This is a genomic window from Calidithermus terrae, from assembly GCF_003574345.1.
In the GTDB taxonomy this organism is placed as follows: domain Bacteria; phylum Deinococcota; class Deinococci; order Deinococcales; family Thermaceae; genus Calidithermus; species Calidithermus chliarophilus.
On sequence record NZ_QXDL01000066.1, the window covers coordinates 1 to 18,989 of the forward strand.

At 70.1% G+C, this 18,989-nt stretch carries 20 protein-coding genes; 10 read left to right on the forward strand and 10 right to left on the reverse strand.

What is annotated here, in order from left to right; genetic code table 11:
* The 5 genes from Mterra_RS22280 to Mterra_RS09240 form a co-directional block, all read left to right on the forward strand.
* Positions 1 to 211 (forward strand): hypothetical protein (locus tag Mterra_RS22280; RefSeq protein ID WP_170159615.1); only part of this gene is annotated, 211 nt, incomplete at its 5' end.
* Positions 212 to 507: 296 nt separating this feature from the next.
* Complete coding sequence (locus tag Mterra_RS09225) at positions 508 to 1,788, forward strand: sensor histidine kinase (RefSeq protein WP_119314937.1); 1,281 nt, start codon at positions 508 to 510, stop codon at positions 1,786 to 1,788.
* Positions 1,785 to 2,417, forward strand: a complete 633-nt coding sequence (locus Mterra_RS09230; RefSeq protein ID WP_119314938.1) for a response regulator — start codon at positions 1,785 to 1,787, stop codon at positions 2,415 to 2,417. Before Mterra_RS09225 ends, Mterra_RS09230 begins: the two co-directional genes overlap by 4 nt.
* Positions 2,418 to 2,420: 3 nt before the next feature.
* A complete protein-coding gene (locus Mterra_RS09235) occupies positions 2,421 to 3,167 on the forward strand; it encodes an SDR family oxidoreductase (protein WP_119314939.1) in 747 nt (248 codons plus the stop codon).
* Between the two features lie 44 nt (positions 3,168 to 3,211).
* A complete protein-coding gene (locus Mterra_RS09240; protein WP_119314940.1) occupies positions 3,212 to 3,787 on the forward strand; it encodes a histidine phosphatase family protein in 576 nt (191 codons plus the stop codon).
* Positions 3,788 to 3,976: 189 nt separating this feature from the next.
* Here Mterra_RS09240 and Mterra_RS09245 read toward each other — a convergent pair whose 3' ends face one another.
* Positions 3,977 to 4,279, reverse strand: a complete 303-nt coding sequence (locus tag Mterra_RS09245; RefSeq protein ID WP_119314941.1) for a hypothetical protein — start codon at positions 4,277 to 4,279, stop codon at positions 3,977 to 3,979.
* Positions 4,280 to 4,351: 72 nt separating this feature from the next.
* Between Mterra_RS09245 and Mterra_RS09250 the strand changes: the two genes are divergently transcribed.
* Both Mterra_RS09250 and Mterra_RS09255 read left to right on the forward strand, forming a co-directional pair.
* A complete protein-coding gene (locus Mterra_RS09250) occupies positions 4,352 to 5,530 on the forward strand; it encodes a cytochrome P450 (RefSeq protein ID WP_119314942.1) in 1,179 nt (392 codons plus the stop codon).
* A gap of 8 nt (positions 5,531 to 5,538) precedes the next feature.
* Positions 5,539 to 5,958, forward strand: a complete 420-nt coding sequence (locus Mterra_RS09255) for a hypothetical protein (RefSeq protein ID WP_119314943.1) — start codon at positions 5,539 to 5,541, stop codon at positions 5,956 to 5,958.
* 182 nt (positions 5,959 to 6,140) lie between these two features.
* Here the strand turns inward: Mterra_RS09255 and trhA are convergent, their stop codons facing one another.
* Positions 6,141 to 6,779: a PAQR family membrane homeostasis protein TrhA gene (gene trhA / locus Mterra_RS09260; protein ID WP_119314944.1), complete on the reverse strand. Its 639-nt coding sequence runs from the start codon at positions 6,777 to 6,779 to the stop codon at positions 6,141 to 6,143.
* A gap of 87 nt (positions 6,780 to 6,866) precedes the next feature.
* Here trhA and Mterra_RS09265 point away from each other — a divergent pair, with 87 nt between their 5' ends.
* Entirely contained in the window at positions 6,867 to 7,148 is a 282-nt protein-coding gene (locus Mterra_RS09265; protein WP_119314945.1) for a hypothetical protein, read from the forward strand.
* Between the two features lie 11 nt (positions 7,149 to 7,159).
* Here Mterra_RS09265 and Mterra_RS09270 read toward each other — a convergent pair whose 3' ends face one another.
* From Mterra_RS09270 to purB, 8 genes are all read right to left on the reverse strand, one after another.
* On the reverse strand, positions 7,160 to 7,882 hold the full coding sequence (locus tag Mterra_RS09270) for an alpha/beta fold hydrolase (protein ID WP_170159616.1): 723 nt from the start codon (positions 7,880 to 7,882) through the stop codon (positions 7,160 to 7,162).
* Between the two features lie 96 nt (positions 7,883 to 7,978).
* Positions 7,979 to 9,346 carry an amidophosphoribosyltransferase gene (gene purF / locus Mterra_RS09275; protein WP_119314954.1) on the reverse strand — a complete coding sequence of 456 codons (1,368 nt, stop codon included), beginning with the start codon at positions 9,344 to 9,346 and terminating at the stop codon, positions 7,979 to 7,981.
* A 107-nt stretch (positions 9,347 to 9,453) separates the two neighbouring features.
* A complete protein-coding gene (gene purL, locus Mterra_RS09280) occupies positions 9,454 to 11,685 on the reverse strand; it encodes a phosphoribosylformylglycinamidine synthase subunit PurL (RefSeq protein ID WP_119314947.1) in 2,232 nt (743 codons plus the stop codon).
* Between the two features lie 129 nt (positions 11,686 to 11,814).
* Positions 11,815 to 12,558: an HAD family hydrolase gene (locus Mterra_RS09285; RefSeq protein ID WP_119314948.1), complete on the reverse strand. Its 744-nt coding sequence runs from the start codon at positions 12,556 to 12,558 to the stop codon at positions 11,815 to 11,817.
* A gap of 22 nt (positions 12,559 to 12,580) precedes the next feature.
* Positions 12,581 to 13,279 (reverse strand): phosphoribosylformylglycinamidine synthase subunit PurQ, encoded by a 699-nt coding sequence (gene purQ / locus Mterra_RS09290; RefSeq protein WP_119314949.1) that lies wholly within the window; start codon positions 13,277 to 13,279, stop codon positions 12,581 to 12,583.
* Positions 13,280 to 13,367: 88 nt separating this feature from the next.
* The gene (gene purS / locus Mterra_RS09295) at positions 13,368 to 13,628 is read right to left on the reverse strand and encodes a phosphoribosylformylglycinamidine synthase subunit PurS (RefSeq protein WP_119314950.1); all 261 of its coding nucleotides are present in this window, start codon (positions 13,626 to 13,628) and stop codon (positions 13,368 to 13,370) included.
* Positions 13,629 to 13,689: 61 nt separating this feature from the next.
* Entirely contained in the window at positions 13,690 to 14,400 is a 711-nt protein-coding gene (purC, locus tag Mterra_RS09300; RefSeq protein WP_119314951.1) for a phosphoribosylaminoimidazolesuccinocarboxamide synthase, read from the reverse strand.
* 58 nt (positions 14,401 to 14,458) lie between these two features.
* Positions 14,459 to 15,769: an adenylosuccinate lyase gene (gene purB, locus Mterra_RS09305; RefSeq protein WP_119314952.1), complete on the reverse strand. Its 1,311-nt coding sequence runs from the start codon at positions 15,767 to 15,769 to the stop codon at positions 14,459 to 14,461.
* A gap of 475 nt (positions 15,770 to 16,244) precedes the next feature.
* Here purB and Mterra_RS09310 point away from each other — a divergent pair, with 475 nt between their 5' ends.
* Together Mterra_RS09310 and Mterra_RS09315 are read left to right on the forward strand one after the other, a co-directional pair.
* Positions 16,245 to 18,644, forward strand: a complete 2,400-nt coding sequence (locus tag Mterra_RS09310) for an Ig-like domain-containing protein (RefSeq protein WP_147372642.1) — start codon at positions 16,245 to 16,247, stop codon at positions 18,642 to 18,644.
* A 2-nt stretch (positions 18,645 to 18,646) separates the two neighbouring features.
* Positions 18,647 to 18,989, forward strand: a 343-nt coding sequence (locus Mterra_RS09315) for a S8 family serine peptidase (RefSeq protein WP_420836695.1), incomplete at its 3' end; no start/stop codon positions are given.

The following is an 18,989-nucleotide window of genomic DNA, read 5'->3' on the forward strand; positions in this document are numbered from 1 at the left end:
CGGGATGTGGGCTATTTTCGCCCAGCGGCCCGTAGCCAGGGCGGTCGCCATCTTCGCGGCGCTCAACCTGCTGACGGTACTGCTGTTCACCCTGCTGGTGCCGGGCCGTTCGCAGCTCAAGCCCGACGAAGGAGGGGGGCACCGGGTTGCCGGTGAGCCGCACCGGCTGGGCCAGGCCGAGCCCCAGGAGCAGGGCCGCCCCGAAGAGTGAGGTGAGTGCGCGCATGGCGAACCCAATCTAAAAGCCGGGGCTCGGGGGAGGGTCGTGGCGGGATTAAGAGGCCTTAAGGCCGCTGCCGCCCGGCCGCCTCCACCGCTCGGTGGAGCCCCGCCCACCGCCGTCATTAAGCCCCCGCCCCCCATCCGGCGCTTATGCCCCCCGGCCCCCAGCCCTCAGGCTAAAGGCGGGTCCAGCGTGCGCGGAAAGGAGGAGAGGTGCGGGCATTCGGTCGGCTTAGGGAAGAGCGTTTACGGTTGAGGCCGGAGTTCCCCGTTAAGATGGACGGGATGTGGGCTATTTTCGCCCAGCGGCCCGTAGCCAGGGCGGTCGCCATCTTCGCGGCGCTCAACCTGCTGACGGTACTGCTGTTCACCCTGCTGGTGCCGGGCCGTTCGCAGCTCAAGCCCGACAGCATCCCTTTGCAAAACCCCCAGGAAGTGCTGTGGCGGGTGAGCCTGGCGCTCCTGACGTACCTGGTGATCCTGTGGGCGCTGCGCCCCGGGCGGCGCTCGTGGTGGGAGACCGCCCTCCTGGCGGCCTTCGGGGCGGGGGTGGTGGGCTGGCTGACCAACTACTACATGCCCTTCCTGGCGCTGGGCATCGTGCCGGTGGTGGCGCGCTACTTCCTGCCGCTGCCCTGGGTGCTGAGCCTGGTGATCGCGCTGGCCGGGCTCTCGGGCTGGTGGAGCGTGCGCCAGCCGCTGCAACTGACCCTCGAGGTCAAGCTCACCCAGATCCCCACCCGCTCGGAGAGCATCTCCGCCCGGCCCGTGCCCACCAACCCCACCGCCCAGACCAGCTTCTGGGTGTTCATCACCGTGCTCTACGCGGGCTACTCGCTGTTCGCCCTCGAGCTGCTGGTGCGCGAGGCCAAGGCCCGCCAGGCCCTCGAGCTCGCCCAGCGCGAGCTGGAGGAGGCCAGCCGCCAGGCCGGGATGCTCGCCGAGCGGCAGCGCCTGGCCCGCGAGATCCACGACACCCTGGCCCAGAACTTCGCCAGCGTGGTGGTGCACCTCGAGGCCGCCGAGGGGGCGCTGGGCAGCCCCAACGCGGTCAGCCACATCAGCCAGGCCCGCAGCACCGCCCGAGAGGGGCTCTCCGAGGCGCGGCGGCTGGTGTGGGCCCTGCGGCCCGAGCTGCTCGAGGGCGTCCCCCTGCCCGAGGCGCTGCAGCAGCTCCTGCGGCGCTGGCAGTCGGCCAGCAGCCAGGAGGCCCGCTTCACCCTGGCGGGCGAGCCCCGCCCCCTGCACCCCGAGATCGAGCTGAGCCTGCTGCGCATCACCCAGGAGGCGCTCAACAACGTGCGCAAGCACGCCCAGGCCAACCTGGTCAACGTCACGCTCTCCTACCTCGAGGGCCTGGTGATGCTCGACATCCAGGACGACGGGGTCGGGATCGACCCGCGCGCCACGAACAGCGGGGGCTTCGGCCTGCGCTCGATCCGCGAGCGGGTGGAGGCGCTGGGCGGGGAGTTCACGGTGGAGAGCGAGCCGGGGCGGGGCACCATCCTGGCGGTCAGCCTGCCCGAGTTCCCCGCGCCCAAGCCCAAAGTAGGAGGCCCTAGATGAGCCGTATTCGCATCCTGATCGTTGACGACCATCCGGTGGTCCGGGCCGGTCTGGCCGGGCTGCTCTCGAGCCAGCCCGACTTCGAGGTGGTGGGGGAGGCGGGCAACGGGGTCGAGGCGCTCAACATGCTCGAGCGCCTCGACCCCGACGTGGTGCTGATGGACTTGCGCATGCCCGGCATGGACGGGGTGAGCACCATCCGCCGCATGCGCGGGCAGCACAAGAGCCAGGTGCTCGTGCTCACCACCTTCGACACCGACGCCGAGATCGTGCAGGCGGTGGAGGCGGGGGCCACGGGCTACCTGCTCAAGGACGTGCCCCGCGAGGAGCTCTTCCGCGCCGTGCGCCTCACCGCCAAGGGCGAGGCGGTGCTCTCCCCGCCCATCGCGGCGCGGCTGTTGGGCCGCATGCGCTCGCCCAGCGAGGACCACCTCTCCAACCGCGAGCTCGAGGTGCTGGGCCTCGTCGCCAAGGGCTTCTCCAACAAGGAGATCGCCAAGCGGCTGCACATCAGCGAGGCCACGGTCAAGACCCACCTGCTGCACACCTTCGGCAAGCTCGGCGTTGACGACCGCACCGCCGCCGTGACCGCGGCGCTCGAGCGGGGCATCTTGCGCCTGGAGAGCTAGCCCGTGGCCCGGGTCCTCGTGGTCACCGGCGGCAGCCGGGGCATCGGGGCGGCCACCGCGCGGCTGGCCGCCCGGCGGGGCTACGCGGTGGCCCTGAGCTACCGCGCGAACCGGGAAGCCGCCGAGGGGGTGGCCGCGGGCATCCGGGCCGGCGGGGGGGAGGCCCTCGCCCTGCGGGCCGACGTCTCGAGCGAGGCGCAGGTCTTGGAGCTGTTCGCCGCCGTGGACCGGGCGTGGGGGCGGCTCGACGCCCTGGTCAACAACGCGGGCGTGCTGGGGGCGCAGATGCGGCTCGAGGCCATGAGCGCCGAGCGGCTGCAGCGGGTCTTCGCCACCAACGTCATCGGCGCCATGCTGTGCGCGCGCGAGGCGGTGCGGCGCATGTCCACCCGCTACGGCGGGCAGGGCGGGGCGATCGTCAACGTCTCCTCGGCCGCCGCCCGGCTGGGCTCGGCGGGGGAGTACGTGGACTACGCCGCCTCCAAGGGCGCGCTCGACACCTTCACCCTGGGCCTGGCGAAGGAGGTGGCCGCCGAGGGCATCCGGGTCAACGCGGTGCGCCCCGGCCTCATCCACACCGACATCCACGCCAGCGGGGGCGAGCCCGGGCGGGTCGAGCGCCTGGCCGCGACGGTGCCCATGGGCCGCGGCGGGAGCGCCGAGGAGGTGGCCGCGGCGATCGTCTGGCTGCTGGGCGAGGAGGCCGCCTACGTGACGGGTGCCCTTCTGGACGTGAGCGGCGGGCGCTGAGCGGGCTTTTCTTCCGCCCTTGCTCGGGCTAAGCTGGGCTCACCGTGAGCGCCCCACGCCGCCTTTTCCTCATCAAGCACGGCCGCCCCCACGTCGTGCCCGAACTGCCCGCGCGGCAGTGGGCGCTCTCCGACGAGGGCGTTCGCCAGAGCGAGCGGTTGGCCCAGTGGTTCCAGGCCCACCTGCCTACCCAGGTCGTCAGCAGCCTCGAGCCCAAGGCCCGCGAGACCGGCAAGGTGCTCGCCAGCCGCCTCAAGCTGCCCTTCAGCCCGGCGCCCAACCTGCACGAGCACCAGCGCGAGAACGCCCCCTTCTTCCCCGACCCTGCCTTGTTCGAGGCCAAGGTGCAGGAGTTCTTCGGCGAGCCCAACCGCCTGGTCTTCGGCGAGGAGACCGCCGACCAGGCCCACAGCCGCTTCGGCCAGGCCGTGAACAAGGTGATGAACGAGTACCTCATCGACGACGTGGCCCTGGTGGCCCACGGCACGGTGATCGCCCTGCTGGTGAGCCGCGCCAACGGGCTGGCGCCCTTCCCGCTGTGGAAGGCGCTGGGCTTCTGCGGGGTGGTGGAGGTGGAGTGGCCGAGCCTGAAGCTGGTGCGGGTGATGGAGCGGGTTTAGGTGGATAGCCGGTAGCCGGGCGCTAGGCGCGGGTCGTGCGTCGGATGCGGGTCGTACGTCCTACGTCGTACGCCGGACGCAAGACGCAATACGCGAAATGCAAGACGCAAAGCGCAAAACGCAAAACGCCTCGATCCTCGACAAGCAACGAGCCAAAGGGTACAAACCACGAGCCACGAGCCTTCCCCGTCACGCCTTTGGCAGCAGATTCCGTTCGATCTCGGCGCGGAGCTTTTGGGCGAGCTCGAGGGTGTGTTCGGAGACGGCGCGGGGTTTGATGGAGAGCCAGAGCTGGTGCTGCTGGGGCCAGTAGGTGGCTTCCACGACGCCCGGGGTTCGGGCCTGCTTGAGGTGCCAGTGGGTCGAGCCGGGGTGTTCGGCCGAGGGGGTGCGCAGGGTGACGGTGAGGCCGAGCGCGCGGGCGGCGGCTTCCACGGCGGCCCAGACCGCCATCAGGGTGAGGAAGGGGGGGAGGGGGATGTCGAGGCGCACGGTGGGTCGAGCTTAGCAGGCTTGGCCTCTGCTATCCTCAGGCGTACAGCCCTCGAGCGGAAAGGACGCGGCATGGACTCACCAGCCATCGACCTCAGAGACCCGGCCTTCGTCGGGAACCCCTACCCCTTCTACGCCCGCATGCGGGCCGAGGCCCCGGCCTACTGGCTGCCCCACGGCAACGGCGGGATGTGGATGTTCACCCGCTACGCCGACGTCGAGCTCATCCTCAAGGACCTGCGCTTCAAGAAGGACACCAGCCGCTTCGTGCAGCCGGGCGAGCAGAACTTCCCGCAGATGCTCAACACCGACCCGCCCGACCACACCCGCCTGCGGTCGCTGGTGAGCAAGGCCTTCACGCCCAAGGTGGTCGAGGGGATGGGGCCGCACATCCAGGGCATCGTGAGCTACCTGCTCGAGCGGGCTAAGGCCAAGGGCGAGCTCGAGCTCATGGCCGACTTCGCCATGCCCCTGCCCGTCATCGTCATCGCCGAGCTGATGGGCGTGCCGATGGAGGACCGCGAGCAGTTCCGCGAGTGGAGCACCTACTTCGCCCTGGGCAACGACGCCCTGGCGACCCCCGAGGCCCGCGAGCGCGCCGGCTTGGGCATCCAGTCGCTGGTGGGCTACTTCCAGCACCTCCTCGCCCAGCGCCGCCAGGAGCCCCGGGACGACCTCATCAGCGGCCTGATCGCCGCGCACGACGAAGGGGGCAAGCTCTCGGCCGAGGAGCTCATCGGCACCTGCATCCTGCTGTTGATCGCGGGCCACGAGACCACCGTCAACCTCATCGGCAACGGCACCCACGCGCTGCTCTGCCACCCCGAGGAGCTCGAGCGCCTGCGCCGAAACCCCGGGCTGCTCGAGAGCGCCGTCGAGGAGTTGCTGCGCTACGACGCCCCGGTGCAGCGCTCCACCTTCCGCTACGCCGGGGAGGAGGCCGAGGTGGCCGGGCAGGTCATCCAGCCGGGCCAGCAGGTGAGCGCGGTGATCGGCTCGGCCAACCGCGACCCCGAGGCCTTCCCCGACCCCGACCGCCTGGACCTGGGCCGCACCCCCAACCGCCACCAGTCCTTCGGGCGCGGCATCCACTTCTGCCTGGGCGCCCCGCTGGCCCGCCTCGAGGCCCAGCTCGCCTTAAAGGGCCTGCTCGAGGCCTTCCCCGAGCTGGAGTTCGCCGCCGAGGCCCCCGCCTGGCGCCCCGCCACCATGTTCCGCGGCCTCGAGCGCTTCCCCGTCGCCTTCGCCTGAGGTGCGCCGTGTTCTCCTTGTCGCGCTTCTTCGGGGTGCTCGGGGTGTACGTGGCCTATACGCTCTTCATCAGCCTGTACTTCCCCACCCGCGACCCCGCCTTGTTCGTGGGGCTGCTGTTGCTGGGGATCGGGGCGCTGTTCTACCTCATCTTCTTCGCCCGCGGCGTCTTCGCCGACCCCAAGCACAAGCGCCTGCTGGCCGAGGGCAAGGACGCGGTGGCCGTGGTGCAGGGCGTCGCCGACACCGGCATCACCCTCAACAACTCGCCCTACGTGCGGCTCACCCTCGACGTCTACCCCGACGGCGCCCAGCCCTTCCGCGCCGAGGTGAAGGTGTTCGTCTCGAGGGTCGCCATCCCCCGCGTGGGCGACCGGCTCAGCGTGAAGTACGACCCGCGCAGGCCGCAGGACTTGATCGTGGTGTGAGGGGGGGTGGCGGTGGCCGGTGGCCGGGTGCGGGTCGTACGGCGTACGTCGTACGCCAAACGCCAGACGCCAGACGCCAGACGCAATACGCGAAACGCAAGACGCAAGACGCAAGACGCCAGACGCACGTCGTACGCTTTGGGCCTGGACCCTCGACAAGCTGACGGCTGAGAGCTGCCGGCTTACCTCACCACCTGCGACCACACCGCCACGACGTGTGCGGTGCTGCCCAGGAGCACGAAGACGTGCCAGATGGGGTGGGCGTACTTGAGGCGTTTGTCGAGGAAAAAGTACGTGCCTGCCGTGTAGAACAGCCCGCCCAGGACCAGCCACAGCAGGCCCCAGGCCGTGATCTTGGCGAGCAGGACGGGGAAGGCGATCACGATGAGCCAGCCCATCGCCACGTAGAGCAGCGTGGAGACCCGCTCGAAGCGGCCGGTGGCGAAGGACTTGAACACTACGCCTAGCGCGGCTAAGCCCCACACCACGCCGAAGAGGCTCCAGCCCCAGGGGCCGTTGAGGGTCACCAGCAAGAAGGGGGTGTAGGTCCCGGCGATCAGCAGGTAGATGGCGCTGTGGTCGAGGATCTCCAGCACGCGCTTGGCCCGGGGGGCTTGGACGGCGTGGTAGAGGCTCGAGGCCAGGTACATCAGCACCAGCGTGGCCGCGAAGACGGCGGCGCTGACGACCTGCCAGGCGTCGCCGGTGAGGGCGCTGAAGACGACCAGCGTCGCGCCGGCGGCCAGGCTCGCGGCCGCCCCGAGCCCGTGGGTGAGGGCGTTGAGAAGCTCGACTTTGGGGGGATGGGTGGTCGCGGTCATAGGGGTTCCTCGAGGGCAGAACTCACCCGATTATGCACCGTGGCCCCTGAGGGGGGTGAGCCCGCACGCAGCCCGTAGACTGGGGGAATGGACGAGCGCGAGATCCGCTTCGCCCCCACCGGGCAAATCGAGCGGCGGCAGGCGTTGGTGGAGGAGTTCGTGGCCGAGGTGCTGCGCCTGCCCTGGGCCTTCATCTCCGATGAGACCCAGCTTCAGGACTTCGGGGGGGGCCGCACCGAGCTCGAGCTCGCCGAGGCCTGCTACGGGCGCTACGGTATGGGGCTCGAGGCCCGGCACTTCGAGATGCCCTTGTACCTGCTGCTGGATGAGCTCGAGGCCGCCCGTGAGCGCCGGGATTTCCCCAACTGATCCTGCAAGGCTCAGGGGCTCGGCAGACCCTCGAGGAAGCGGCGCAGTACCGCGCGCAACTCGTTTGAATGGGTGAGCCAGAGGTTGTGACCCGCGCCCTCGACGGTCTCGAGCCGCCCCTGCGGCAGGAGGTGGGCGAGCTGGGCGTTCGGCCAGTTGGGGCGGATGTCTTCGCCCGCCGCGACCACCAGGGCGGGGATATCGAGCCTCGAGATTCGTTTGAGCAAGTCGGGTTCCTTTATGAACTGCCGCCAACTCGCGTTCAGGGCCTTGTTAACCGCCGGGTTAAACGGATAGGTGAAGTCCAGCGGCGGCTCCCGACCGGCGGCCAAGCCCTCCTCATAGGCCGCCTTCCACTCCCGGTCATGCTGGACCCCCGTGCCGCAGAGATGAACGAGCCCCAGGCAGCGTTCCGGATGATGAAGCGCGTAGGCCAGCGCCAGGTCGGCCCCCCAGGAATGGCCGCCCACGACCCAGCGCTTTAGCCCCCAGTAAGCTCGCAAAGCCTCGATGTCGGAGAGGGTCTGCTCGAGGCTGTACACCTCGGCGTGCCAGGAGCGCCCGCAGCCGCGCTCTTCGAACCGGTGGACGCTGGCAACGTCCTCGACCAGACCGGCGACCGGCTCGAGGTAATCGCAGCAGCCCGCGCCTCCGTTCAGCAGAAGTAGGGGCGTACCCTGGCCTGAAACCGTTGTCCAGAGGTGCGTTTCGTTGACCTTGACGATGGACTCCACAAGAATCTATTTTACGTAGCGCCATACATGACGGGTTTCGTAGGGACGAGCGCCGCTCGTCCCTACGGGCTCGGCAAGCGGATTGGCGGGGTGGTGCTATGCCTGTTCCAGCGCCTCTTTCTGCCCCTCGCCCTCCGGGGTTCCCGCCGGGTAGCGCCCGTTGAAGCAGGCCAGGCACACCGGCCCGCCCACCGCGCGCTTCACGCCCTCCTCGCTCAGGAAGGCCAGGCTGTCGGCGCCGATGAGCCCGCGGATCTGCTCCACCGTGTGCGTAGAGGCCACCAGCTCCTTGCGGGCGGCGGTGTCGATGCCGTAGTAGCAGGGGAACTTGATGGGCGGGGAGGAGATGCGCACGTGGACCTCGGTGGCCCCGGCGTCGCGCAGAAGCTGCACGATGCGGCCCGAGGTGGTGCCGCGCACGATGGAGTCGTCCACCATCACCACCCGCTTGCCGCGCACGGCGGGGGTGGGGGCGAGCTTGAGCTTGGTCTTGAGGTCGCGCAGCTCCTGGGTGGGCTGGATGAAGGTGCGCCCGGCGTAGGGGTTTTTGTAGAGGCCGTAGTCGAAGGGGATGCCCGAGGCGCGGCTGTAGCCGATGGCGGCCCCGATGCCCGAATCCGGCACCGGAACCACCAGGTCGGCCTCCGCCGGGGCTTCGGCGGCCAGCACCTCGCCCATGCGCACCCGGCTCTCGTGGGTGCCGATGCCCTCGAGCACCGAGTCGGCGCGGGCGAAGTAGATCCACTCGAAGGCGCAGGGGGTGGGGCGGGGCTCGAGCACCTGCAGGCTCCTGAGCTCGCCCGCCTCGACCCACACCAGCTCCCCGGGCTCCACGTCGCGCACGAACTCGGCCCCCACCAGCGTCAGGGCCGGGGGCTCGGAGGCGAAGACCCAGCCGCCGTTCGGCAGCCGCCCGATCACCAGCGGCCGCACCCCGTTGCCGTCGCGCAGGGCCAGCACGGTGTGGCGGTCCATCAGCACCACCGCGAAGCCGCCCTGAAGCTCGCGCATCGAGCGGGCGGTGGCCTCGACGAGGTCGAGCTTGGCGTAGCGGGCGATGAGGTTGATCATCACCTCGGTGTCGTTGGTGGTCTGGAAGACCGCGCCGTGCTCCAGGAGTTCCTGGCGGATGGCCTTGGCGTTGACGAAGTTGCCGTTGTGGGCGATGGCCAGGATGCCCTTGGAGCTTCGCACGTTGAGGGGCTGGGCGTTGAAGCGCAGGTTGGAGCCGGTGGTCGAGTAGCGGGTGTGCCCGATGCCGAGGTTGGCCCCCGGGATCCGCAGCCGTTTCATGCGCTCGTCGTCGAAGACCTGCGCCACCAGCCCCAGATCCTTCTCGATCACCAGATCCTGCCCGTTGGAGACGCAGATCCCGGCGGCCTCCTGCCCCCGGTGCTGCAGGGCGAAGAGCCCGAGCTGCAGCATCCCCGCCACGTCCACGGGCTCCGGGCTCCAGACCCCGATGACGCCGCACTCCTCGTGGGGTTTGTCATCGCGGTCGTACGTCGTACGCCCTACGCCATACGACGTTTTTTCTAGCGTAGGACGTACGACGCAGGACGTACGACCATTCACGGCAGCACCTCCCGCAGCGGCGCTTCCCATGTTCGCTTGAGCTCGTTCACGCTCCACTTTAGCTGCGCCTTGGGCAGGAGGATTGTGAGTTCGTCCCCGCCCACCTGGCCCAGGACGCGGTGGGGGAGGCCCAGGCTCTGCAGGTGGGCGGTGGCCGACTGCAGGTGGCCCTGGTCGATGCTGAAGAGGATGCGGCTGGGGGCCTCGCCGAAGAGCAGGGCGTCGGGGCGGCCGGGGTCGCGCAGCTCGAGCGTCGCCCCCAGGCCGTAGGGGAAGGTCATCTCGGCCAGGGCCACCGCCAGGCCGCCCTCGGCCACGTCGTGGGCGGTGCGGACCCAGCCCATGCCGATGAGGTCGCGGATGGCGGATTGGGCTTTGGCCTCGCGCTGGAGGTCGAGGCGGGGCGGGTGGCCGGCCTCGAGGCCCTCCGTCACCCACAGGTACTCGCTGGCCCCCAGCTCGCCCAGCGGCTCCCCGATGAGCACCACGAACTCGCCCGGCTTCCTGAAGCCCGTCTCGGCGCGGCGCTCGACGTCCTCGAGGAGCCCGACCACGCCCACCATGGGGGTGGGGGGGATGCGGTAGCTGGGGCCCTCGTTGTAGAGCGAGACGTTGCCCGAGACCACCGGGATGCCCAGGGCCCTCGAGGCCTCGGCCAGCCCGGCGATGGTCTCGGAGAGCTCGTAGTAGCCGTGGGGCGTCTCGGGGTTGGGGCAATTGAGCCCGTCGGTGTAGGCCAGCGGCTTGCCGCCCACCACGCTGACGTTGCGCGCGGCCTCGGCCAGGGCGTGCATGGCCCCCAGGCGGGGGTGGAGGCGGCAGTAGCGGGGGTTGGCGTCCACCTTGAGCGCCACGCCGCGCTTCGACCCCTTGACCCGCACGACGGCGGCGTCCCCCTTGCCCGGCACCAGCGCGGTGTTGGTGCCCACCTGGTGGTCGTAGCGCTCGAAGACGGGGGCCCGGCTGCAGAGGTTGGGCGAGGCCAGCAGCTTCGGCAGCAGGCCGTGCAGGTCGGCGGGCACGGGCAGGGCGCTGAGGTCCTTGGCCCGCAGGGCCTGGACCTCGGGGCTCTCCTGGCCCTCGCGCACGTAGGTGACGGAGTCGGCGAGGGCGTGGGTGGGGACCTCGGCCACCACCTGGCCCTCCGACTTGACGCGGAACACCGGCTCGGCGATGGTCACGGCCACCGGCACCGCGTCGAGGCCCCAGCGGGCGGCGAGCTCCTCGAGGGCCTTTTCCTTGCCCGGGCGCGGCACCAGCACCATGCGCTCCTGCGACTCGGAGAGCATGAGCTCGAGCGGGCTCATCCCCGCCTCGCGGCGCGGCACTTTGCCCAGGTCGAGCTCCAGGCCCAGACCCGACTTGTGGGCCATCTCCGAGAGCGAGGAGGTGAGCCCGGCGGCGCCCATGTCCTGCACGCCCTCCACCAGGTCGAGGCGGATGGCCTCGAGGGTGGCCTCCAGGGTGAGCTTGCCCATGAAGGGGTCGCCCACCTGCACGCTCGGGCGCTTGGACTCGCTCTCCTCGGAGAGCTCCTCGGAGGCGAAGGCCGCCCCGCCGATGCCGTCGCGCCCGGTCTTGGAGCCCAGGTAGTAGACCGGGCGGCCCAGCGTGGCGAAGCTCTTCTTCAGCTCCTCCACGCGCAGCAGGCCCACGCACATGGCGTTGACCAGCGGGTTGTCCTGGTAGTCGGGGTGGAAGTACACGTCCCCGCCCACCGTGGGGATGCCGATGGCGTTGCCGTAGTGGGCGATGCCCCCCACCACGCCCTGCACCAGGTAGCGGGTGCGGTCGCCCTCGGAGCCCTCCAATTTCCCGAAGCGCAGCGAGTTCAGCAGCGCGACGGGCCGGGCGCCCATCGCCACGATGTCGCGGATGATGCCCCCCACCCCCGTCGCCGCCCCCTGCACCGGCTCGACCGCCGAGGGGTGGTTGTGGCTCTCGATCTTGAAGGCCACCGCCCAGCCCTCGCCGATGTCCACCACGCCCGCGTTCTCGCCGGGGCCCTGCAGCACGGCGGGGCCCTCCTTGGGCAGCGTCCGCAGCAGGGGGCGGGAGTTCTTGTAGGAGCAGTGCTCGCTCCACATCACCTTGAAGAGGTAGAGCTCGAGCCGGTTGGGCTCCCGCCCCAGCAGGCGCACGATCTCCTGGTACTCATTGCGGGGTATGCCGGTTTCCTTGAGCAGCGCCTTGGCCTGCTCGGAGAGGGGGGTGAGGGTCTCTTCCATAGGGTTCATCAGTGGCGTTTGAGGTCGGGCGTCAAGGGTCAAAGGGCTAGAGCCAAGGCGTTTCGTGTCTGGCGTTTAGCGTTTTGCGTACGACGTACGGCGTAAAACGTAGGACGTAGGACCCTACCCTCAGGCCTCGGGCAGCAACCTGAACAGCTCGCGGTGGTCCTTCACCCGCGCGGTGGGCTCGGGGCCGCCGTTGAGGCTGCGGTGGCCGGTGTACTGCACCGCCCAGCTATAGCCGGCGTTGAAGGCCCCGCCGATGTCGGTGCGGGGGATGTCGCCGACGTGCAGGGCGTGCTGCGGCCCGACGCCCAGCTCGTCGAGGGCGGCCATGAAGGCCTCGCGGCGGGGCTTGACGCTGAGGGTCTCGTCGGAGAAGGAGAAGCCGCTGAAGTGCTCGAGCAGCCCGTGGCGCTCGAGGTGCTCGCGCAGCAGGCGGCCGCTGGTGATGCCGGTGTCGGAGACCACGCCCAGGCGGTACTTCTGGGCCAGCTTGGGCAGGCTCTCCTTGACGCCGGGGAGGGGGGTGAGGCTGCCGTGGAGGGAGGCCTCCTCGAGGCGCCGCGCGGTGAGGGCGACGAGCCCCTCGTCGGGGCGGGCGCCCAGCAGCTTGAAGATGAGGGCTACGCGCTCGTAGGGGGTCATCATCTGCTCGGCCTGCCAGGCCTGCTCGTAGGCCAGCGCGGCCTGGCGGTAGGCCTCACGCACCTGGGCCTCGTCGGCAGGGGTCCCGGCCTCTGAGAGGGCGTCGAGCAGCACCTCGTAGCGCAGCGAGAGCACCTGGTAGGCGTAGTTCTCGCCCTCGGTGAACAGCGTCCCCCAGAAGTCGAAGGTGATGGCCTTGAGGTTTTCGATGCCTTGCGCGTTCATTGCCCCTCTCCTCTCCAAAAACTCACGCCATGGCCGAAAGCGCCTTGCTCAGGCTGGTGAAGACCCCCTCGCCGTCCACCGACCCGAGGACTTCCTCCACCGCACGCTCGGGGTGCGGCATCATGCCCAGCACGTTGCCCCGCTCGTTGACGATGCCCGCGATGTCGAGCAGTGAGCCGTTGGGGTTGTAAGGGGTCTCGGCCGCCGCGCCCGGCTGGGGCACGTAGCGGAAGACCACCTGGCCCTGGTTCTCCAGCCGCGCCAGCGTCTCCTCGTCGGCGTAGTAGCGGCCCTCGCCGTGGGCGATGGGAAGGCGCAGCACCTGGCCCTCGCGGTAGCCGGAGGTGAAGGCCAGGTCGGCGCGCTCGACCCGCACGAACACCTCCTTGCAGGTGTAGTGCAGGTTGGTGTTCGCCAGCAACGCCCCGGGCAGCAGCCCGGCCTCGGTGAGCACCTGGAAGCCGTTGCAGATGCCCATCACCGGGTAGCCCTGCTGGGCCAGGCGGCGCACCTCGCCCATGACGGGGGAGAACTTGGCGAGCGCCCCCGCCCGCAGGTAGTCGCCGTAGGAGAAGCCCCCGGGCAGGAACACCGCGCCGTAGCCCTCGAGGCTGCCCTCGGTGTGCCAGACCAGCTCGGCCTTCAGCCCCGCGCGCTCCAGCGCCCAGCGGGTGTCGTGGTCGCAGTTGGAGCCGGGGAAGACGACGACGGCGACCTTCACGGCGCCTCCGGCGCGCGAAACGCCAAACGCCATACGCCACACGCGTCGTTACTCCCAGCGTTTTGCGTCTTGCGCCTTGCGTTTGGCATCACAAAACCTCCTGCAACGGCCTCAGGGCTTCCAGCGCGTAGACCTCCATCACCGGGTTGGCGAGCGCCCGGGCGATGGCGAGGGCGCTCTCGCGGGCCTCGGGCTCGGAGGCGGCCTCGAGCTCGAGCTCGAGCACCCGCCCCACCCGCACGTTCTCGACCCGGTAGCCCAGGCCGGTGAGCACGCCCTCGACCGCCCGGCCCTGGGGGTCGAGGATGCCGTCTTTGAGTTCGATCAGGATCGTCGCGTGGTATTTCATGAGTGCGCCTCCGGCGCGCCGAACGCCAAACGTTGAACGCCAAACGCCAAAAACCCGGCCTTCACCCCGCGCCCCCGACGACCCGGCGCAGCACCTCCTGGTAGGCCTCCTCCACCCCGCCCAGGTCGCGGCGGAAGCGGTCCTTGTCCATCTTCTCGCCGGTCCCCACCTCCCACAGCCGCATGGTGTCGGGGCTGATCTCGTCGGCCAGCACGATCTCCCCGCCCTCCAGGCGGCCGAACTCGAGCTTGAAGTCGATGAGCTCGAGGCCGCGCTCGAGGAAGAAGGCCTTCAGCGCCTCGTTGACCCGCAGGGCCAGCTCGCGGATGCGGGCCAGCTCCGCCTCGCCGACGAGGCCCAGCGCCAGCGCGGCGTCGTCGTAGATCAGGGGGTCGCCCAGGGCGTCGTTCTTGAGGGAGAACTCCACCAGCGGGCGGGGGAGGGGGCGGCCCTCCTCCACGCCGTAGCGCTTGGCGAAGGTCCCGGCGGTGCGGTTCCTGACGATGACCTCCAGCGGCACGATCTCGACCTGCCGCACCAGCATCTCGCGCTCGGAGAGCTCGCGCAGGAAGTGGGTGGGCACGCCCTGGGCCTCGAGGTGGCGGAAGAGCCGGGCCGAGACGCGGTTGTTGACCGCTCCCTTGCCCGCGATGGTGCCCCGCTTCTGCGCGTTGAACGCGGTGGCGTCGTCCTTGTAGTACACCCGGTAGGTCCCGGCCTCGGGGCCCGGGTACACGATCTTGGCTTTGCCCTCGTACAGTTTCTCCGTCATCGGCCTCACCGCCTAGCTGAACAACGAGGGAAAGGGTTTACCCATCTTACCCCTCCCCCTAAAGCCCGAAACGGGCGTAGATCGCGTCCACGTGCCGCAGGAAGTACGCCGGGTCGAAGGCCGGGGCCAGCGCCTCGCCCTTCACCGGGCACCCCGGGTCGGCCTCGAGCAGCTCGCGGAAGTCGCGGCCCTCCTCCCAGCTCCTCAGGGCGTTGCGCTGCACCACCTCGTAGGCGGCGGTGCGGTCCATGCCCGCCTCCACCAGCAGCCCCAGCACCCGCTGCGAGTAGACCAGCCCCCGGGTGAGGGCCAGGTTGCGCGCGACGTTGGCCTCGTAGACCACCAGCCCCTCGAGCACCCGCCGGAGGCGGCGCAGCATGTAGTGGGCCAGGGTGGTGGAGTCGGGGAGGATGACCCGCTCGACCGAGGAGTGGCTGATGTCGCGCTCGTGCCACAGCGCCACGTTCTCGAGCTCGGCCTGCAGGTTCGAGCGCAGCAGCCGCGCCAGCCCCGAGACGTTCTCCAGCGCCACCGGGTTCTTCTTGTGGGGCATGGAGGAGGAGCCGGTCTGCTTGTAGCCGAAGGGCTCCTGCGCCTCGAGCACCTCGGTGCGCTGGAGGTGGCGCAGCTCGACGGCGACGCGCTCGAGGTCGGCGCCCAGGACGGCCAGCGCGCCCATGAGCTCGGCGTGGCGGTCGCGGGGGACCACCTGGGTCGAGACCGGCTCGACCGCCAGCCCCAATTTGCGCGCCACGTAGGCCTCGACGGCGGGCTCGAGGTGGGCGTAGTTGCCCACCGAGCCCGAGAGCATGGCGACCCCGACGGCCTCGCGGGCCCGCCGCAGGCGCTCGGCGTCGCGCCCTAGCGCGGCGTAGAAGGCCAAAAAGCGCAGCCCGAAGCTGGTGGGCTCGGCGTGGACCCCGTGGGTGCGCCCCACCGCCGGGGTGTGCTTGTAGCGCACGGCGAGCTGCTTGAGGGCCTGCTGGACGCCCTCGAGCTCGGCCTCGATGAGCCGCAGCGCCTCGACGAGCAGGAGGTTCTGCGCGGTGTCCACCACGTCGGTGCTGGTGAGGCCGAAGTGCAGCCACTGCGCCACCTCCGCGTCGCCCACCCACGCCGAGAGCACCCGGGTGAAGGCCACGATGTCGTGGCGGGTCTGGGTCTCGAGCTCCTCGACCTGTGCGGCGAAGGCCGCGTCGATGGGCCTTCGCTCCAGCCCTTCGGCCAGCTTGGCGGCCACGCCCCTGGGCACCACGCCCAGCTCCTCCCAGGCCTCGAGGGCGTGCTGCTCGACCACGGCCCAGGCCTGGTACTTGCGGGCCTCCGTCCAAAGCGCCTGCATCTCGGGGGTTTGGTAGCGCTCGATCATCCGGCTCTCCGTGAGGCCCCGCCGTGCCGGGGCTCAAAACGATTCACGCCAGGCCCCAGGGCCTGGCGGTACACTGCTCCGTCGTCGGTTGGCAGGAAAAGAGGGGATAGGCTCGGGATCACCCGGATCACTCGCTGTCCGTCGCCGTCTCACGGGGCGGCCTGGTGGACAACGGCAAGAGTCTAACACAAAGGCCGGGGGGCGGGGCAGGCCAGCCACCCGAACCCCGGGGCGGCGCGAGGGTCCCGCCCGTGGCCTACCGCGCCCTTTACCTGGAAGGCACTTGACTGGCCGATTTCGGAGTGGGTATATTTTACGAGATTCGATAGGCGGAAGGGGGTGAGAGAAACCCTTTAGAAAAGCTTTTTCCCGGATAGACCTGCCGACTTTATGAAATTGCTCCGGACTCCCGAGCGCTGCGGGTGCTCGGGCGGAGTTCCTTGCTGCTTAGCTACAGATCGAGGAGAGGAAGAACGTGAGGCTTAAGCTTCTTTACGCCGGGCTGGCCGGAGCGCTTGTGCTGTTCGGGTGTACCCCGGCCGACACCAGCCCCCCCGTCGTGCGGGTCAGCCAGCCCGCCGACGGCGCTACCGTGAACACCAACGGCGTGGAGGTTCGCGGCACTGCCGCGGACGAGCGCGCGGTCACTCGGGTCACCTACCAGCTCAACGGGGGTCCCGAGCAGCGGGTGGACGTTTCCGCCCAGAAGCAGGTCGAGCTGGAGATCGACGTCGGCGGCCTGGAGCAGGGCAACAACGTGATCACCCTCAACGCCTACGACGCCGCGGGCAACAAGGGCAGCGCGCAGCTCAGGGTCAAGTACCAGCCCGGGGCGCCCAGCGTCAGCATCACCCAACCGGACGCCGGGGCAATCGTCAACGTCGCCGGCGTGACCGTGAGGGGCAAGGCCACCGACGACCAGCAGGTCACCCGGCTCACCTACCGCCTCAACGGCGGGGCCGAGGCGGAAGTGCCGATCACCCCTGGGGCCGAGGTCGATTTCGGCTTCAGCGTCGGCGGCCTGGCCCAGGGCAACAACGTCGTCACCGTGAGCGCCTACGACGCGCTCGGCCTGAAGGCTAGCGCTCAGGTCAGCATCAAGTACCAGCCTGGGGCGCCGAGCGTCGCCATCACCCAGCCTGCTACCGGGACCACGCTCAACCGCACGGGCGTGAACGTCGTGGGCAGGGCCGGCGATGACCAGGCCGTGACCCGCCTGACCTACCAGCTCAACGGCGGCGCCGAGCAGGAGGTGGGCGTCGCGGTGGGGGCACAGGTCGAGTTCAGCTTCGCCGTCAGCGGCCTCCGCGAGGGCAGCAACACCCTCACCGTCAACGCCTACGACGCGCTCGGCCTCAAGGGCAGTGCCACCGTGAGCGTGGTCTATGGCCCGCTCGTGCTCACGGGCTTGGTGGTGGACAACAACGCCGGGGCTGCGGTGGCGGGGAGCACCGTCACGGTGGACGGAAGCCCGGCCTCCGCGGTCACCGACAGCGACGGGGCCTTCACCTTGCACCTGCCTGCGGGGACCTACAGCCTCAGCTTCAGCAAGCCGGGCTACGCAGGGAGCCGCGTCGAGGGGCTACGCCTCGAGGCCGACCTGGGTCCCATCGGCGTGGTGCAGAAGCGCGCGGCCAACCCCGGCCTCGCCACCACCCCCCCCAGCCTTTCCGTGACCACCGGCGCGGGTGGGTGCGGGGATATCGCCGCCGGGGCGGACTTCGCCGGCGTGACCCGGGCCCAGGCCTGCGTCCCCTTCCGCATCACCGCCACGGCCCAGGGCAGCGGGAACATGACCCGGCTCATCTACGCGGGCCTCGCCAAGACCCCCGGCTCCGGCTTCTTCTCCAACCCGCGATTTAGCTGGGCCGCTGACGTCAGCGGGCCCGACACCGGTAACCGGCAACTCTCCGGCGCGGCCGTCGCCGGGGTGAACGGCCCCACGACCTTCGAGGTCGTGGCCTACGACGTCAACGACAACCGGGTACACCGCATCTACTACCTCGACTTCGCCCAAGGCACGGCCAGCCCCACCGTCACCCCCGTGACCGCCTTCCAGGTGCTGTCGGTCACCTTGGCCCAGGCGGTCGGGTTCTACGGTCCTCCCAAGCCCACCGCCGTGCGCCTGCCCGCCGCCTCCGGCATCTCGGTCCAGGGGGCCCCTTCCGCCGACAGCACGCTGTGGGTCGAGCTTTCCTGGGGCTACAGCGGCACCAACCCCGACCGCTTCGAGGTCTGGCGCTCCTTCGACGGCTCCACCTTCGCCAGGATCGCCACCTTGGGCGGCGCCGCCCGGGCCTACAACGACAGCAGCCCGCAGTTGGCGGTAGGCCGGAGGGTCTACTACCGGGTCGATGCCGTGGGCAGCACCGCCGCCGCCGGGCCGGTGCTCGCCACCACTCCCCTGGACCGCTTCACGGTGAGCCTGCTCAGCCCGTCGAAGAACCAGACCGGCGTGTCGGTGCGCCCCACCTTTTCCTGGAGCGTGAGCCGGGTGGTCGGCGACCAGCGCCTGTTCGCGCCCTTTGTCCTGGACTACCCGCAGCAGGGGGAGTACTTCATCTGGTCCCCCTACTTCTCCACCGGGCGGTTGTTCTCTGACGCCGACCTCGTGGTCAGCGGCAACACCTACAGCGTGGCCTACAACGCCGACGGCGCGGCCAGCCTGGGCCGTCTCGAGGCCCACCACGCCTACTCCTTCGACCTCTCGGCCGCGGCGGTGAGTTTCGACCCCGCCGACCCGGCCCGCGTCGAGGCCATCTCCATCGCCCAAGACATCTGGAACATCTTCCACCCGCTGGGCGTGTGCAACTTCGGCGGTCCGGTCTGCACCGGCGAGTGGAACGAATTCGTGACCGGAGACGGGAGCTACTGAACATGCGCCAGGTTCTTCTGATCGTCCTGCTGAGCCTCTTGGCGGCCTGTGGCGTCCAGAACCGCCCCCCCGCGGACGGCTCGAGCCCGGCCCTCGCCATCCCCCAGGAGCGGCAGCTGGTGGTGGGCTATAAAGACCGGGCCAACCTCGAGGCCATCGCCCGGCGGGTCGGGGCGCGGGTGGTCGCCGCCATTCCCCAGCTCGAGGCCGCGCTCCTCGAGCTCCCTGAAGGCCTCAGCCAGGCCCAGGCCGCACGCCGCTTGGTGGCCCTGGCCCGCTACGCCGAGGCCAACCGCTTCGACCGCCAGCCCATCCCCTTGCCCACCCCCAAGCCCACCGCCCAGG

What these genes read in the sequence shown, in the direction of transcription:
- Mterra_RS09225 (WP_119314937.1), top strand. Translation starts at nt 508, where the DNA reads ATGTGGGCTATTTTCGCCCAGCGGCCCGTAGCCAGGGCGGTCGCCATC.
- Mterra_RS09230 (WP_119314938.1), top strand. Translation starts at nt 1,785, where the DNA reads ATGAGCCGTATTCGCATCCTGATCGTTGACGACCATCCGGTGGTCCGG.
- Mterra_RS09250 (WP_119314942.1), top strand. Translation starts at nt 4,352, where the DNA reads ATGGACTCACCAGCCATCGACCTCAGAGACCCGGCCTTCGTCGGGAAC.
- trhA (WP_119314944.1), bottom strand. Translation starts at nt 6,779, where the DNA reads ATGACCGCGACCACCCATCCCCCCAAAGTCGAGCTTCTCAACGCCCTC.
- Mterra_RS09265 (WP_119314945.1), top strand. Translation starts at nt 6,867, where the DNA reads ATGGACGAGCGCGAGATCCGCTTCGCCCCCACCGGGCAAATCGAGCGG.
- purL (WP_119314947.1), bottom strand. Translation starts at nt 11,685, where the DNA reads ATGGAAGAGACCCTCACCCCCCTCTCCGAGCAGGCCAAGGCGCTGCTC.
- Mterra_RS09285 (WP_119314948.1), bottom strand. Translation starts at nt 12,558, where the DNA reads ATGAACGCGCAAGGCATCGAAAACCTCAAGGCCATCACCTTCGACTTC.
- purS (WP_119314950.1), bottom strand. Translation starts at nt 13,628, where the DNA reads ATGAAATACCACGCGACGATCCTGATCGAACTCAAAGACGGCATCCTC.
- purC (WP_119314951.1), bottom strand. Translation starts at nt 14,400, where the DNA reads ATGACGGAGAAACTGTACGAGGGCAAAGCCAAGATCGTGTACCCGGGC.
- purB (WP_119314952.1), bottom strand. Translation starts at nt 15,769, where the DNA reads ATGATCGAGCGCTACCAAACCCCCGAGATGCAGGCGCTTTGGACGGAG.